12 protein-coding genes are annotated in these 15,484 nt (G+C 60.4%); 9 read left to right on the top strand and 3 right to left on the bottom strand.

What is annotated here, in order from left to right:
- Positions 1 to 74: 74 nt before the first annotated feature.
- Positions 75 to 290 carry a ribosome modulation factor gene (gene rmf, locus BK660_RS17235; protein WP_003223300.1) on the top strand — a complete coding sequence of 72 codons (216 nt, stop codon included), beginning with the start codon at positions 75 to 77 and terminating at the stop codon, positions 288 to 290.
- 296 nt (positions 291 to 586) lie between these two features.
- On the opposite strand, the gene BK660_RS17230 is transcribed toward rmf, so the two are convergent.
- A complete protein-coding gene (locus BK660_RS17230; protein ID WP_123434263.1) occupies positions 587 to 1,606 on the bottom strand; it encodes a quinone-dependent dihydroorotate dehydrogenase in 1,020 nt (339 codons plus the stop codon).
- 229 nt (positions 1,607 to 1,835) lie between these two features.
- Between BK660_RS17230 and BK660_RS17225 the strand changes: the two genes are divergently transcribed.
- The 8 genes from BK660_RS17225 (at position 1,836) to cobA (ending at position 13,579) form a co-directional block, all read left to right on the top strand.
- Positions 1,836 to 3,047 carry a CmpA/NrtA family ABC transporter substrate-binding protein gene (locus BK660_RS17225; RefSeq protein ID WP_123434262.1) on the top strand — a complete coding sequence of 404 codons (1,212 nt, stop codon included), beginning with the start codon at positions 1,836 to 1,838 and terminating at the stop codon, positions 3,045 to 3,047.
- Positions 3,048 to 3,062: 15 nt separating this feature from the next.
- On the top strand, positions 3,063 to 3,638 hold the full coding sequence (locus BK660_RS17220) for an ANTAR domain-containing response regulator (RefSeq protein ID WP_123434261.1): 576 nt from the start codon (positions 3,063 to 3,065) through the stop codon (positions 3,636 to 3,638).
- 339 nt (positions 3,639 to 3,977) lie between these two features.
- A complete protein-coding gene (locus BK660_RS17215) occupies positions 3,978 to 5,189 on the top strand; it encodes a nitrate/nitrite transporter (RefSeq protein WP_123434260.1) in 1,212 nt (403 codons plus the stop codon).
- Positions 5,190 to 5,196: 7 nt separating this feature from the next.
- Entirely contained in the window at positions 5,197 to 6,867 is a 1,671-nt protein-coding gene (locus tag BK660_RS17210; RefSeq protein WP_123434259.1) for a bifunctional protein-serine/threonine kinase/phosphatase, read from the top strand.
- A 452-nt stretch (positions 6,868 to 7,319) separates the two neighbouring features.
- Positions 7,320 to 9,773, top strand: coding sequence for a nitrite reductase large subunit NirB (gene nirB, locus BK660_RS17205; protein ID WP_123434258.1), 2,454 nt, complete (start codon positions 7,320 to 7,322; stop codon positions 9,771 to 9,773).
- The gene (gene nirD / locus BK660_RS17200) at positions 9,770 to 10,087 is read left to right on the top strand and encodes a nitrite reductase small subunit NirD (RefSeq protein WP_027922561.1); all 318 of its coding nucleotides are present in this window, start codon (positions 9,770 to 9,772) and stop codon (positions 10,085 to 10,087) included. Before nirB ends, nirD begins: the two co-directional genes overlap by 4 nt.
- A complete protein-coding gene (locus BK660_RS17195) occupies positions 10,087 to 12,804 on the top strand; it encodes a nitrate reductase (protein WP_123434257.1) in 2,718 nt (905 codons plus the stop codon). The genes nirD and BK660_RS17195 overlap by 1 nt, the downstream gene beginning before the upstream one ends.
- Before the next feature lie 10 nt (positions 12,805 to 12,814).
- Positions 12,815 to 13,579 carry a uroporphyrinogen-III C-methyltransferase gene (gene cobA, locus BK660_RS17190; RefSeq protein WP_123434256.1) on the top strand — a complete coding sequence of 255 codons (765 nt, stop codon included), beginning with the start codon at positions 12,815 to 12,817 and terminating at the stop codon, positions 13,577 to 13,579.
- An 85-nt stretch (positions 13,580 to 13,664) separates the two neighbouring features.
- Here the strand turns inward: cobA and BK660_RS17185 are convergent, their stop codons facing one another.
- Both BK660_RS17185 and sigX read right to left on the bottom strand, forming a co-directional pair.
- The gene (locus tag BK660_RS17185) at positions 13,665 to 14,708 is read right to left on the bottom strand and encodes an OmpA family protein (protein WP_123434255.1); all 1,044 of its coding nucleotides are present in this window, start codon (positions 14,706 to 14,708) and stop codon (positions 13,665 to 13,667) included.
- Between the two features lie 107 nt (positions 14,709 to 14,815).
- Positions 14,816 to 15,406 carry an RNA polymerase sigma factor SigX gene (sigX, locus tag BK660_RS17180; RefSeq protein WP_008146300.1) on the bottom strand — a complete coding sequence of 197 codons (591 nt, stop codon included), beginning with the start codon at positions 15,404 to 15,406 and terminating at the stop codon, positions 14,816 to 14,818.
- Between the last annotated feature and the right edge of the window lie 78 nt (positions 15,407 to 15,484).

Raw genomic sequence — 15,484 nt, 5'->3', positions numbered from 1 at the left:
CAGAAGTTTTTTTCTGCCAGACCTCGATTGAGGTCTACGCGATAAATACAGTCAACAAGTGAGGGCAACACCCTATGAGAAGACTTAAGCGTGATCCGTTGGAAAGAGCATTTTTGCGCGGATATCAATATGGCGTTGGTGGCAAATCCCGTGAGCTTTGCCCATTTACTCTACCGTCAGTACGCCAAGCCTGGATTAACGGCTGGCGCGAGGGACGCGGCGACAACTGGGACGGTATGACCGGCACTGCAGGAATCCACAGACTCAACGAACTTCACGCCGTCGGCTAATTTACAGGGCCTAACACTCCGACACGACAATCTGATGACTGAATGAATTAACCACGCACGTCCCATCCGGACGGCGGGCTCCGGCCCAGGGGCTCCTTCGAGGAGCCCTTTTTTATGCCTGCCCTTCGCCGAAACCCATCCCGTCTGTAGCAGCTGTCGAGCAGCGCGAGGCTGCGTCCGGCTGCGCAGCAGTCGTGAAATCAGCCGCCGCGGTCTTGCAGATGCACCGTGCATTCAGGGTTTACGACTGCTTCGCAGCCGGACGCAGCCTCGCGCTGCTCGACAGCTGCTACATGTCAGCGTAATGCGGCGATGGCGTCCACCGACTCACGAATCAAGGCCGGGCCTTTATAGATAAAGCCGGAGTAGATCTGCACCAGGCTTGCACCCGCAGCGATTTTCTCAGCCGCATGCTTACCTTCGGTGATCCCGCCCACGGCGATGATCGGCAAACGACCGGCCAGCTCCGAAGCCAGCACCTTCACGGTGTGGGTGCTCTTGTCACGAACCGGTGCGCCGGACAGACCGCCCGCCTCGTCACCGTGTTCCATGCCTTCGACGCCGACGCGGCTCAGGGTGGTGTTGGTGGCGATCACCGCGTCCATCCCGGTTTCGATCAGCGCTTGTGCGACCTGCGCGGTTTCTTCGTCGGTCATGTCCGGTGCGATCTTGATCGCCAGCGGCACGTGTTTACCGTGACGCAACGCCAACTCGGCGCGGCGCGTGGCCAGGTCCGCGAGCAACTGCTTGAGCGAATCGCCGAACTGCAGGCTGCGCAGGCCCGGGGTGTTCGGCGAGCTGACGTTGACCGTCACGTAGCTGGCGTGGGCGTAGACCTTGTCCAGGCAGATCAGGTAATCGTCGACTGCGCGCTCGACCGGTGTGTCGAAGTTCTTGCCGATGTTGATGCCCAACACGCCCTTGTACTTGGCGGCGGCTACACGGGCCAGCAGGTGATCGACGCCCAGGTTGTTGAACCCCATGCGGTTGATGATCGCCTCGGCTTCCGGCAGGCGGAAAATCCGTGGTTTCGGGTTGCCCGGTTGCGCACGTGGGGTAATGGTGCCGATTTCGACAAAACCAAAACCCAGTTGGGCAAAACCGTCGATGGCCGCGCCGTTCTTGTCCAGACCGGCCGCCAGACCCACCGGGTTCGGGAAGTCCAGGCCCATGACCGACACCGGCATTTTCGCCGGGGCCTTGCACAGCAAGCCGTTGAGGCCCAAACGTCCGCCCGCGCCGATCAGGTCCAGGGACAGATCGTGGGAGGTTTCCGGGGAAAGTTTGAACAACAGCTGACGGGCCAGGGTGTACATGGGCGGGTTTGACTCTGGGCTACGAAAAGTGGCGGCAATTATAGCCGCGCATCGGGGCCGCAGGCGAGGCGCGCGACAAAATCAGCGAGCGATGGCATATGCCTTGCACCGCCATCGGTATCAGCACTCATGCCAAAGGCGCAATGGGTCGAAAGACAACGGCGTCGTCACTGGCCCTTGCTCTGGCAAGATGCCCGGTACGGCGTTTTTTTACGCAAGGTGCTTAACGATGATTGAAGTTCCAGCCAACCCCCTGGCATGGGTCAATGGCAGCGATGCCCCGGAAAAGACCGACATCAACCTCGGCTTCATGGCCCTGAGCGATTGCGCCTCGGTGGTGGTCGCCGCCACTCAGGGGTTCGCCCAGCCTTACGGCCTGACCCTGAACCTCAAGCGCCAGTCGTCCTGGGCCAACCTGCGGGACAAACTGGTCAGCGGCGAACTCGACGCCGCCCACAGCCTGTACGGCCTGATTTATGCCGTCCATCTGGGCATCGGCGGCGTGGCCTCGACCGACATGGCCGTGCTGATGGGCCTGAACCAGAATGGCCAGAGCATCAATCTCTCCCACGGTTTGCAGGCGCTGGGCGTGACCAGTCCTGATGCACTCGACCGCCACGTGCACCAAACTCGCCCGAAACTCACCTTCGCCCAGACCTTTCCGACCGGCACCCACGCCATGTGGCTGTATTACTGGCTGGCGAGTCAGGGCATTCATCCGTTGCAGGATGTCGACAGCGTCGTGGTACCGCCGCCGCAAATGGTCGCGCACCTGCAAGCGGGGCGTATCGATGGCTTTTGTGTAGGTGAGCCGTGGTCCGCCAGCGCGGTGCAACAGAATCTCGGCTTTACCCTGGCGACCACCCAGACCATCTGGCCCGATCACCCGGAAAAAGTCCTCGGTTGCACCCGTACGTTTGTCGAGCAGTACCCCAACACCGCACGGGCCTTGGTCATGGCGATCCTGGAAGCCAGCCGGTTCATTGAACAAAGCACGGAAAACCGCCGCAGCACCGCACAACTGTTGAGCGCGCCGGACTACCTCGACGCCCCCCTCGACTGCATCGAACCGCGCCTGCTGGGCGATTACGCCGACGGTCTGGGCCATCGCTGGCAGGACCCGCACGCGTTGCGCTTCCATGCGGGCGGCGAGGTCAACGTGCCGTACCTGTCCGATGGCATGTGGTTCATGACGCAGTTCAGGCGCTGGGGCTTGTTGCGCGACGACCCGGATTACCTTGGCGTGGCCCGTCAGGTCCAGCAACTGGACCTGTACCGCGAAGCCGCCAGTGCCGTCGGTGTCGATATTCGGGGGCAGGACATGCGCAGCAGCCAGTTGATCGACGGCAAAGTCTGGGACGGTTCCGACCCGGCCGGCTATGCCCGCAGCTTCAAGTTGCACGCCCTGAGCGACAGCTCGCACCGATTCGCCCAGCGCTGACAGGAGACTGCGAACATGCTGCGTATCCTGCTGATCAACGACACCGCGAAGAAAGTCGGTCGACTGAAAGCCGCCCTGACCGAAGCCGGGTTCGAGGTGATCGACGAATCGGGCCTGACCATCGACCTGCCCGAACGCGTCGAAACGGTGCGTCCGGACGTGATCCTGATCGATACCGAGTCACCGAGCCGCGATGTGCTGGAACAAGTGGTGCTGGTGAGCCGCGACCAGCCACGACCGATTGTGATGTTTACCGATGAACACGACCCCGGCGTGATGCGTCAGGCGATCAAGTCCGGGGTCAGCGCCTACATCGTCGAAGGCATTCACGCACAGCGCCTGCAGCCGATTCTCGACGTGGCCATGGCGCGCTTTGAAAGTGACCAGGCCCTGCGCGCCCAGTTGCACGCCCGCGACCAGCAACTGGCCGAGCGCAAGCGCATAGAGCTGGCCAAGGGGCTGTTGATGAAGATGAAGAACTGCAATGAGGAAGAGGCCTACACCCTGATGCGCCGCCAGGCGATGAGTCGGCAGCAGAAATTGATCCAGGTGGCAGAGCAGATTATTGCCATGAGTGAGTTGCTTGGCTGAAATTTGTGGTGCCTTTGAGGGCCCCTTCGCGAGCAAGCCCGCTCCCACATTTGATTTGTGTACGACGCAGATCAAATGTGGGAGCGGGCTTGCTCGCGAAGGGCCGCGACTCGGTCCTGAACTGTTGGCACAAATCTGGCTAAGTAATCACCACAGGTAACCAACGGCGGTTGCCCCACCTACGACAAAGACGTCGCTCACCTCATTTGCCCTTGGCGAATCCGGTAGCGGCGTTTTTTCGTTTTGGCCCCACAGCCCGGGGCCGGTGGTGCGGCCCACAGGCGCCCCACCTGCTAGCTCATGACTCCTTCTCGAGACTCTTCACAGCTGAGGTGCGCGATGAATACAAGCTTCTGGAAATCCGGCCATACGCCGACACTGTTTGCGGCCTTCCTCTATTTCGACCTGAGCTTCATGGTCTGGTACCTGCTCGGCCCACTGGCCGTGCAGATCGCCGCCGACCTGCACCTGACCACCCAACAACGCGGGCTGGTGGTGGCTACGCCAATCCTGGCCGGGGCCGTGCTGCGTTTTATCATGGGCATGCTAGCGGATCGTCTGTCGCCAAAAACCGCCGGGCTGATCGGCCAGGTGATCGTCATCTGCGCGCTGTTCGGCGCCTGGAAGCTCGGCATCCATAGCTACGAACAAGCGCTGGTGCTGGGCCTGTTTCTCGGCATGGCCGGTGCGTCCTTCGCCGTCGCCCTGCCACTGGCCTCGCAGTGGTATCCGCCACAGCATCAAGGCAAAGCCATGGGCATCGCCGGTGCCGGCAACTCGGGCACCGTGCTTGCCGCTCTGATTGCGCCGGTATTGGCCGCCGCGTTCGGCTGGAGCAACGTGTTCGGCTTCGCCCTGATCCCGCTGATCCTGACAATTATCGTTTTCGCCTGGCTGGCGAAAAATGCGCCGGAGCGGCCGAAAGCCAAGTCGATGGCCGACTACTTCAAGGCCCTCGGTGATCGCGACAGCTGGTGGTTCATGTTTTTCTACAGCGTGACCTTCGGCGGCTTCATCGGCCTGGCCAGCGCCCTGCCCGGCTACTTCAACGACCAATACGGCCTGAGCCCGGTGACGGCCGGTTACTACACGGCGGCCTGTGTGTTCGGTGGCAGCCTGATGCGCCCATTGGGTGGTGCGCTGGCGGACCGTTTCGGCGGGATACGCACGCTGCTGGCGATGTACACGGTGGCGGCGATCTGCATTGCGGCGGTGGGTTTCAATCTGCCAAGTTCCTACGCGGCGCTGGCGCTTTTCGTCTGCACCATGCTCGGTTTGGGCGCAGGCAACGGCGCGGTGTTCCAGTTGGTGCCGCAGCGTTTTCGTCGCGAGATCGGCGTGATGACCGGTTTGATCGGCATGGCCGGCGGCATCGGTGGTTTTGCGCTGGCGGCAGGCATGGGCGCGATCAAGCAGAGCACCGGCAGCTATCAATTGGCCTTGTGGTTGTTCGCCAGCCTCGGCGTCCTCGCCTGGTTCGGTCTGCACGGGGTCAAACGTCGCTGGAGAACCACCTGGGGTTCGGCCGCGGTGACGGCGGCGCGGGTCTGAGGCCTCAATGAGCCTGCAACTGAGCTTTGCCGAAGCCAGCGCCATTGGCCCGCGCGAGGAAAACCAGGACGCCCTGCGCCTCGTGACGCCCGCCCCGGCGTTGGCGGCCAGCAAAGGTTACTTGTTTGCCATTGCCGACGGCGTCAGCCAATGCGCCGACGGCGGTCTCGCCGCCCGTTCGACCCTGCAGGCGCTGGCGCTGGACTATTACGCCACCCCGGAAACCTGGGGTGTCGCGCAAGCATTGGACCGCCTGCTGCTGGCGCAAAATCGCTGGCTGCAGGCCAATGGTGGCGGGCAACCGCTGCTGACCACGGTCAGTGCGTTGGTCATGCGCGGCCGGCGTTTTACCCTGGCCCATGTCGGCGATTGCCGGGTGTATCGCTGGCATGCGGATCAGTTGCAGCGCGTCAGCGAGGATCATGTCTGGGACCAGCCGGGCATGCAGCATGTGCTGAAACGGGCACTGGGCCTGGATCAGCATCTGGTGCTGGATTTTCTCGATGGCGAACTGCGCCTGAATGAAAGTTTCGTGCTGCTCAGCGACGGCATCTGGGCCGTGCTCGGTGACACCGCTATTGCCGCCATTTTGCGGGATCAACCCGATCTGGACAGCGCAGCACAGACCCTCGTCAACGCTGCGCACTTGGCCGGCAGCCAGGACAACGCAAGTGCCTTGCTGGTGCGAGTCGATGCCCTGGGTGAAACAAGCATTGGCGATGCGCTGATTCATTTACAGCAATGGCCATTGCCACCGGCGCTGAAACCCGGTCAATTCTTCGAAGGCTGGCACGTTGAAGGGATACTCGGCCAGAGCCAGCAATCGCTGCTGTATCGGGTTTGCGACGGACAACAGCAACCCTGGCTGTTGAAAACCTTGCCCGCCGCGCTGCACGACGATCATCTGGCAGGGCAAGCGTTGCTGTCGGAAGAATGGTTTCTCAAGCGCGTGGCCGGACGGCACTTTCCTGAAGTCCATGCCGCCAGTCAGCGTCAGCATTTGTACTACGTGATGCGCGACTATTCCGGAACGACGCTGGCAGACCTGCACGCCAGTGTCGGACCTTTGCCATTGGCGCAGTGGCAAGATCTGGCCGAGCGCCTGCTTCGGGCGGTTGGCCTGTTGCATCGACGGCAGATTCTGCACCGCGACATCAAGCCGGAAAACCTGCTTCTGGGTGACGACGGCGAATTGCGCCTGCTGGACTTCGGCCTCGCGTATTGCCCCGGCCTGTCCGAGGATCAAGCCTCTGCCCTGCCTGGAACGCCCAGTTACATTGCACCGGAAGCCTTTCACGGGGACATCCCGACCCCGCAACAGGATCTGTACGCGGTGGGCGTGACCCTGTATTTCCTGCTGACCGGGCATTATCCCTACGGCGAAATCGAAGCGTTCCAGCGACCACGGTTTGGTGTACCGGTCAGCGCCAGCCGCTATCGGCCAGATTTACCGGAATGGATTGCGCAATGCCTGGAGCGTGCCGTTGTGGCGGATCCGGGTCAGCGGTTTGAAACGGCGGAAGAATGGTTGCTGGTGCTGGAACAGGGCGAGCGACGCAGCTTGAGCACGCGGCCCAGACCTTTGATGGAGCGTGAGCCGTTGAAGGTTTGGCGGACATTGGCGCTGATGTCATTGCTGCTGAATCTGGTGCTGCTGGTTCTTGTATTTCATGGTTGATACAAATCCCCTGTAGCAGCTGGCGAAGCCTGCGTTCGGCTGCGCAGCAGTCGTCAAACCTGCATGCACGATACATCTGGAAAACCGCGTTGCCTGAAATTGCGACTGCTGCGCAGCCGAACGCAGGCTTCGCCAGCTGCTACAGAAGCCGCGCCAATTGCGGGCATCGCGCATTGATTCGGTGCAAAAACACTTTTTTCACACTCCAAATTTTCGACCGAACCCAGTAAATCCGGCCACCTGAAGCACTTGGCACAACCACTGCATTACCCTTTCCACCACACATAAAGCCCAGCCTTCAACGATGAAGGCTGCGCTTCCCGAGAGAACGGGACCAGGACAAAGGCGTCCTCGCTAGGCAACTAGCGGGACGCCTTTTTTTGTTTGCGCAAAATTTGTCGAGCCAGACCTGAAGCCCTGATGAGGCGGGTCTGGGCTCCCCGGAGAACCTGATGAAAAAATTAAAACTGGTGATGATCGGCAACGGCATGGCCGGGGTTCGCACCCTGGAAGAACTGCTCAAGCTGAGCAACGAGCTGTACGACATCACGGTCTTCGGCGCCGAACCCCACACCAACTACAACCGCATTTTGTTGTCGCCAGTCCTGGCCGGTGAGCAGACGTTCGAAGAGATCGTGCTCAACGACCTCGACTGGTACCTGGATAACAACATCAAGCTGCTGCTCAACCGCAAAGTGGTGGAGATCGATCGGGTCAAACGCCGGGTCATCGCCGAAGACGGCACCGAGGCCGAATACGATCGCCTGCTGATCGCTACCGGCTCGACCCCGTTCATCCTGCCGATTCCGGGCAACACCTTGCAGGGCGTGATCGGCTACCGTGACATCGCCGACACCCAGGCCATGATCAACACCGCCAAGACCCACAAGCACGCCGTGGTCATCGGCGGCGGCTTGCTCGGCCTCGAAGCCGCAAACGGCTTGATGCTGCGCGGCATGCACGTGACCGTGGTGCACCTCGGCGAATGGTTGCTGGAGCGCCAGCTCGACAAGACCAGCGGCCAGTTGCTGCAAACAGCCCTTGAAGCACGCGGCCTGCACTTTCGCCTGTGCGAACAAACCAGCGCCCTGCACGATGCCGGCAATGGCCGCGTCGGCTCGGTTGAATTCAAGAATGGCGACATCATTCCCGCCGACCTGGTGGTCATGGCCGCCGGCATCCGCCCCAACACCGAACTCGCGGAAAAATCCGGCATTCCCTGCAATCGCGGGATTCTGGTCAACGACACGATGCAAACCTACGACCCACGGGTCTACGCCATCGGTGAGTGCGCCAGCCATCGCGGCATCGCCTACGGCCTGGTCGCGCCACTGTTCGAGCAAGCCAAGGTTTGCGCCAATCACCTCGCACAACTGGGCTTCGCCCGCTATCAAGGCTCGGTGACGTCGACCAAATTGAAAGTCACCGGTATCGACCTGTTCTCCGCCGGCGACTTCATGGGTGGCGAAGGCACAGAAACCATCACCCTCTCCGACCCGATCGGTGGGGTCTACAAAAAACTGGTGATCAAGGATGACGTGCTGGTCGGCGCCTGTCTGTACGGCGATACGGCAGATGGCGGTTGGTATTTCCGGCAGATTCGTGAGAATCACGCCATTGGCGAGATCCGCGATCACCTGATGTTTGGTGAAAACGCTTTGGGCGACGTAGGACATCAGGGTCAGGACAAAGCCATGAGCATGGCCGACACCGCCGAAGTCTGCGGCTGCAACGGCGTGTGCAAAGGCACCATCGTCAAGGCAATCCAGGAACACGGGCTGTTCAGTGTCGACGAGGTGAAAAAACACACCAAGGCGGCCAGCTCGTGCGGTTCCTGCGCCGGCCTCGTCGAGCAGATCCTGATCAACACCGTGGGCGGCGCGGCAGACGTGAAGCCAAAAAGCGAAAAAGCCATCTGCGGTTGCAGCGACCTCAACCACGGGCAAATCCGCCAGGCCATTCGCGAACAACATCTGCTCACCATCGCCGGCACCCAAAGCTACCTGAACTGGCGCACCCCGAACGGCTGCGCCACTTGCCGTCCGGCGCTCAACTACTACCTGATTTCCACTTGGCCGGGCGAAGCCAAGGACGACCCGCAATCGCGCCTGATCAACGAACGCGCCCACGCCAACATTCAAAAAGACGGCACGTACTCGGTGGTCCCGCGGATGTGGGGCGGCGTGACCAACCCTTCGGAATTGCGCCGCATTGCCGACGTCGCCGACAAGTACAACGTGCCAATGGTCAAAGTCACCGGCGGTCAACGTATCGACTTGCTGGGGATCAAGAAGCAGGACCTGCCGGGCGTCTGGAAAGACCTCGACATGCCGTCCGGCCACGCCTACGGCAAATCCATCCGCACCGTAAAGACCTGCGTCGGCAGTGAGTTCTGCCGTTTCGGCACGCAGAACTCCACGCAGTTGGGCATCGAACTGGAGCATGACCTGTTCAACATGTGGTCGCCGCACAAAGTGAAACTGGCGGTCTCCGGTTGCCCGCGCAACTGCTCGGAAGCGGGCATCAAGGACGTCGGCATCATCGGTGTGGACTCCGGCTGGGAGATGTACATCGGCGGCAACGGCGGGATCAAAACCGAAGTCGCCGAGTTCTTCGTCAAGCTGAAAACCGCTGAAGAGGTGCGCGAATACAACGGCGCGTTCTTGCAGCTCTATCGCGAAGAAGCCTTCTACCTCGAACGCACCGTGCATTACCTGCAACGGGTCGGCATGGACCACATCAAGAAAGCCGTGCTGGAAGACCCGGAACCGCGCAAGGCGCTCAATGACCGGCTGCAATTTTCGCTGTCGTTCGAGCAGGATCCGTGGAAGGAGCGCCTGACACAGCCATTGCTGAAGAAAGAATTCGACGTCATTCCCGTGAAGAACCTGGAGGTGCTGGCATGAACTGGCTGGATATCTGCGCACTGGAAGAAATCAACGCCCTGGGCTCGCGGATCATTGCCGGCCCCAAAGGTGACATCGCGATTTTTCGCACCAGCGACGATGAAGTGTTCGCCCTCGATGACCGTTGCCCGCACAAGGGCGGACCGTTGTCCCAAGGCTTGATCTACGGCAAGCGAGTGGCCTGCCCACTGCACAATTGGCAAATCGACCTGGAAAGCGGCGAAGCCCAGGCCCCGGACATCGGCTGCGCCCATCACCACCCGGCGCGGGTCGAAAATGGCCGAGTGATGCTGGCCCTGCGGGACGCAGGCTGATGGACCGCCAGATCACCGCGTCCACCTGCTGCTATTGCGGGGTCGGCTGCGGCGTGCTGATCGAACACGACGGCGAGCGCATCCTCGGCGTCAGCGGCGATCCGGCGCACCCGGCAAATTTCGGCAAATTGTGCAGCAAGGGATCAACCCTGCATCTGACCGGCGACTTGACGGCACGGGCGCTGTACCCGGAACTGCGCCTGGGCAAAGGCCTGGCGCGGAGCCGCACCGACTGGGACACCGCCCTTGATCACGCCGCCAGCGTCTTCGCCCAAACCATTGCCGAACATGGCCCGGACAGCGTCGCGTTCTACATTTCCGGGCAGTTGCTGACTGAGGACTACTACGCCTTCAACAAACTGGCGCGGGCGCTGGTGGGCACCAATAACATCGACAGTAATTCGCGGCTGTGCATGTCGTCGGCGGTGGTCGGTTACAAGCGCAGCCTGGGCGCCGATGCGCCACCGTGCAGCTATGAAGACCTGGAGTTGAGCGACTGCGTGATGATCGTTGGCAGCAACATGGCCTACGCCCATCCGGTACTGTTTCGCCGCCTCGAAGAAGCCAAATCCCGCCGACCACAGATGAAGGTCATCGTCATCGACCCGCGTCGTACTGACACCTGCGATTTGGCTGACCTGCACCTGGCGATTCTTCCGGGGACCGATGTCGCCTTGTTCCATGGGATTTTGCACCTACTGCTGTGGGAAGACTGGATCGACCGCGACTACATCAAGGCCCACACCGAAGGCTTGCCCGAGCTGAAGAACCTGGTGCGCGATTACACCCCGCAGATGGTGTCGCAGCTGTGCGGAATCAGCGTTGAGCAACTGCAGCAATGCGCCGAATGGGTCGGAAATTCACCGAGCTTCCTGTCGTTGTGGTGCATGGGGCTGAACCAGTCCACCGCCGGCAGCGCAAAGAACAGCGCTCTGATCAATTTGCACCTGGCGACCGGGCAAATCGGCCGTCCCGGTGCAGGACCCTTCTCGTTGACCGGTCAGCCGAATGCCATGGGCGGCCGGGAAACCGGCAGCCTGTCCAACCTGCTGCCGGGCCATCGCGATGCCGCCAATGCCGAGCACCGCGCTGACGTGGCGGCTTATTGGGGTGTTGATCAACTGCCGGAAAACCCGGGGCTGACGGCCATCGAGTTGTTTGAGCAGGTGGGCAGCGGAAAGATCAAAGCCTTGTGGATCGCCTGCACCAACCCCGCGCAGTCGCTTCCCGATCAGACTGCCGTGCACGCGGCGCTGCAAGCGTGCCCGTTCGTGGTATTGCAAGAGGCCTTCCGCACCACTGAAACCGCGAGGTTTGCCGACCTGTTGTTGCCCGCCGCCAGTTGGGGCGAAAAGGACGGTACGGTAACCAACTCCGAGCGGCGCATTTCCCACGTCCGCCAGGCAATCGTCGCACCGGGTGAAGCGCGTCCGGACTGGGCGATCACCGTGGATTTCGCACAACGTCTGGAAAAAAGTCTGCGTCCGGAAGCCACCAGCCTGTTTGCCTTTGAAACCCCGGCGCAGGTATTCGACGAATACAAGCAACTTACTCGCGGCCGGGATCTGGATTTGTCCGGGATCAGCCACGCATTGATCGACCAGATCGGCCCGCAACAATGGCCCTTTCCTGCGGGCTCCAGCGCAGGCACTGCGCGTCTCTATCTCGACGGTGTTTTCCCGACTGTCAGCGGCCGCGCGCAGTTCATCGCCGATCCGTATCGCGCCGCCAAGGAACAGCGCGATGCGCGTTTCCCGCTGACGCTGATCACCGGACGACTGCGTGATCAATGGCACGGCATGAGCCGTACCGGTACCGCCGCGCAACTGTTCGGTCATGTCAGCGAAGCCGCGTTGAGTCTGCACCCGGATGAACTGCGCCGGCACCGCCTGCAATCCGGGGATTTGATCAGCCTGAAAAGTCGCCGTGGCGCGGTGATCGTGCCGGTCGCCAGTGACGACAGCGTGCGCCCCGGCCAAGCCTTTTTGCCGATGCATTTTGGTGACCGTTTTCTCAAGGGGGGCGTGAACAGCCTCACCCTGCCCGCCTTCGACCCGCTGTCAAAACAACCTGAGCTAAAACACAGCGGCGTGCGCCTCGAACCGGTGCAGTTGCCCTGGCACCTTTTCGCGCTGGTAGAGGGCGATGTACAACAGCATTTTGAGACGCTACGACCCCTTTGCGAGGCGTTTTCCTACGTTAGCCTCAGCCTGACAGGTCGTGAGCGCCCTGCCCTGCTGATACGCGCTGCCAGCACCGCAGCGCCAGACCCACAACTGCTGCGCGATATCGATCAATGCCTGGGACTCAACGACGGTCCGGTGCTGGCTTACGACGACCCACGACGGTCCATCGGCAAGCGCGTGCGGATCGAGAACGGCCGGATTACCGCGATCCGCCTGGCGGGTGAAACCCTTGCCCGGCACTGGCTGCAAAACCTCTGGCTAGAAGGTCGCGCCGATGAACAACTGCGACGCTGGCTGCTCGCCCCATTGAGTGCCCCACCGGGCCAGGTAGACGCCGAAGCCATCGGCAACAAAACCCTGTGCAACTGCAAGAACGTCAGCCAAAACGCGGTCTGCGCCGGCATCCGCCGTGGCCTGGACTTGCAGGGTTTGAAACAGGAACTGGGTTGCGGCACGCAATGTGGCTCCTGCGTCCCGGAAATCAAGCGTTTGCTGGCCGCCACCGCGCAGCCGGTCGCCGTCATCTCGTGAGGAAAACACAATGAGCGCAAAAGTCTGGCTGGTGGGCGCGGGCCCCGGTGATCCTGAATTGCTGACCCTTAAAGCTGTTCGAGCGTTGAGAGAAGCGGATGTGGTGCTGATCGACGATCTGGTCAACGACGCGGTGCTTGAGCACTGCCCCGGCGCGCGCATTATTCCAGTGGGTAAACGCGGTGGCTGCCGCTCTACACCACAGGAATTCATTCATCGTTTGATGCTGCGTTATGCCCGTCAGGGCAAATGCGTCGTGCGGCTCAAGGGGGGTGACCCGTGCATCTTCGGGCGTGGCGGTGAAGAAGCGCAGTGGTTGCGTGAACGTGGGGTCGAGACCGAACTGGTCAATGGCATCACCGCCGGCCTGGCAGGCGCAACTCAATGCGATATTCCGTTAACCCTGCGCGGTGTCGCGCGAGGCGTGACGCTGGTGACCGCCCACACTCAGGACGGCAGCAGCCTGAACTGGCAAGCACTGGCTCAAGGTGGCACGACGCTGGTGATCTACATGGGCGTGGCGAAGCTCAGCGAGATCCGAGAACAACTGCTGGCGGGCGCAATGGCGGCAGATACGCCGGTGGCGATGATTGAAAATGCATCGTTGCCGCATCAACGGGAATGTCGGAGCAGCCTGATGACGATGGAAGAAGATGCCTGTGCCTTCGAATTGAAAAGCCCGGCCATCCTGGTGATTGGCGCGGTCGCAGCTTGTGCAACTCGATCCCTGTGGGAGCGTGGCTTGCCCGCGATGACGGTCGATCAATCAGCGTAAAAGCTGCCTGAATCACCCCACTTCACCAAATCGCAGACAAAGAAAAGCCCGGCCTAAGCCGGGCTTTTCTCAGAGCGGCGGGTAATTACTTACCTTGAGCTTCAACCTGCGCTTCTACGCGACGGTTTACAGCGCGGCCAGCTTCAGTTTTGTTGTCAGCAACTGGGCGGGATTCGCCGTAGCCAACAGACTGAACGCGGGACGATTCAACACCGTACTGGTTGGTCAGAACTTGTTTAACGGCGTTTGCACGACGCTCAGACAGTTTCTGGTTGTAAGCGTCAGGACCGACGGAGTCAGTGTGACCTTCAACAGTAGTGGTGGTGGATGGGTACTGCTTCATGAAATCAGCCAGGTTCTTGATGTCGCCGTAGCTGTTTGGCTTGACTACCGACTTGTCGAAGTCGAATTTCACGTCCAGCTCAACACGAACAACTTCAGCAACTGCCGGGCAGCCATCAGCATCAACAGTTACGTTGGCTGGGGTGTCTGGGCACTTGTCAACGTTGTCGCAAACGCCATCGTTGTCGCTGTCGGAGCAGACTTCTGGAGCTGGAGCAGCAGCGACTGGCTTGTTGCCGCCACCGAAGTTCACGCCCAGACCAACGGATGGGATGTAGTCCCAACGGCCGTTGTCCAGTTTGTAGTCAGCTTCTACGCCAGCACGAGCGTAGACGTTTTCCAGGAAGTAGTACTTCAGGCCAGCGCCAGCGGTCAGGAAAGTCGACTGATCACGACCGCTATGGCCGTCAGCGCGCACGTTGGTCAGGCTGCCGTGCTTAACACCACCTTGAACGTAAGGACGCAGAGCGTCGCCAGCGTTGTTGAAGTGGTACTGAGCGTTCAGACCGAACTGATCGCCTTCGATTTTCTGCTTGCCGGTGTTGTTGTCCGAACGGGTGTAGTCATCGTTGTTGTAGGTGAAGTTCAACGATACGTCGTCGGTCAAGAAGTAACCGATGGAGGCGCCAGGAGTGTAGCCGTCTTCAACGTTGTTAACGCTGTCGTTGTACTTTTTCCCGTAGTTGAGCTCGCCTTCAACTGCGCCTTGGCCTTGTGCCAGAACGCCGAACGAAGTAGCGGCAATAAGAGTACCAATGGCCAAGCCCAAGGTGTTTTTCAGTTTCATCCGTTAAATCCCCATCTGGTGATTGTAAAGCAGTCCCTCAAACCGGGGGACAACTCGGCGGCTAGTCTATCAGAACTAGCCTACACGTAAGAGATATTTGCGCTGAACTAAGTTTCAGCAATGCCTGCAAATTTCTCACGCAATTTATCAAGAGCACGTTTGTACCGCATTTTTGTCGCACTCAAACCCATATGCATGATATCCGCGATCTCTTGAAATTCCAGCTCTGCGACAAAACGTAGCACCAGAATTTCCCGGTCAATCGGGTTTACATACACCAGCCAGCGATCAAGTCCACCCTTATCCTCGGGTTTCGGCGCCTTCTCTTCAGACGCTTCCTCGAGGGGGTCCAGACTCAAAGCGTCCATCAAGCGACGCTTTCGCCGTTCCTTCCGATACTGTGTGATGCATTCGTTGTACGTGATGCTATATAGCCATGTCTTGAACTTCGATTTCCCCTCGAAGTTCTTCAAGCCATACAGCACCTTCAACATCACTTCCTGACAGACATCGTCTGCGTCGCGATCGTTCCCAAGGTATCGGGCACAGACGTTAAATAATGTTCGCTGGTAACGCCGCATCAGTTCTTCATAGGCGCGCGTTACGTGAAACAGCTCGGTATGCGAGCGCGCGACCAACTCCTCATCAGAGAGCTCGCGGGGGTCGTAGCGCGTGGAGAGCGATTGAGCTTTATTCAAAACAAGTCGGGCCGACAGTCAGGTCAATGTCCGCCGCTGCCCTTTCGGAGCAATTTGCGGCGGCATACATTAGCAGGG

Source organism: Pseudomonas brassicacearum (genome assembly GCF_003732265.1).
GTDB classification, from domain to species: Bacteria; Pseudomonadota; Gammaproteobacteria; order Pseudomonadales; family Pseudomonadaceae; genus Aquipseudomonas; species Aquipseudomonas brassicacearum_D.
The sequence above is the reverse complement of the archived record's forward strand: the minus strand, read 5'-3'. Positions and strand labels throughout refer to the sequence as shown.

What these genes read in the sequence shown, in the direction of transcription:
- rmf (WP_003223300.1), top strand. Translation starts at nt 75, where the DNA reads ATGAGAAGACTTAAGCGTGATCCGTTGGAAAGAGCATTTTTGCGCGGA.
- nirB (WP_123434258.1), top strand. Translation starts at nt 7,320, where the DNA reads ATGAAAAAATTAAAACTGGTGATGATCGGCAACGGCATGGCCGGGGTT.
- BK660_RS17230 (WP_123434263.1), bottom strand. Translation starts at nt 1,606, where the DNA reads ATGTACACCCTGGCCCGTCAGCTGTTGTTCAAACTTTCCCCGGAAACC.
- cobA (WP_123434256.1), top strand. Translation starts at nt 12,815, where the DNA reads ATGAGCGCAAAAGTCTGGCTGGTGGGCGCGGGCCCCGGTGATCCTGAA.
- nirD (WP_027922561.1), top strand. Translation starts at nt 9,770, where the DNA reads ATGAACTGGCTGGATATCTGCGCACTGGAAGAAATCAACGCCCTGGGC.
- BK660_RS17195 (WP_123434257.1), top strand. Translation starts at nt 10,087, where the DNA reads ATGGACCGCCAGATCACCGCGTCCACCTGCTGCTATTGCGGGGTCGGC.
- BK660_RS17220 (WP_123434261.1), top strand. Translation starts at nt 3,063, where the DNA reads ATGCTGCGTATCCTGCTGATCAACGACACCGCGAAGAAAGTCGGTCGA.
- BK660_RS17185 (WP_123434255.1), bottom strand. Translation starts at nt 14,708, where the DNA reads ATGAAACTGAAAAACACCTTGGGCTTGGCCATTGGTACTCTTATTGCC.
- BK660_RS17210 (WP_123434259.1), top strand. Translation starts at nt 5,197, where the DNA reads ATGAGCCTGCAACTGAGCTTTGCCGAAGCCAGCGCCATTGGCCCGCGC.
- BK660_RS17215 (WP_123434260.1), top strand. Translation starts at nt 3,978, where the DNA reads ATGAATACAAGCTTCTGGAAATCCGGCCATACGCCGACACTGTTTGCG.
- BK660_RS17225 (WP_123434262.1), top strand. Translation starts at nt 1,836, where the DNA reads ATGATTGAAGTTCCAGCCAACCCCCTGGCATGGGTCAATGGCAGCGAT.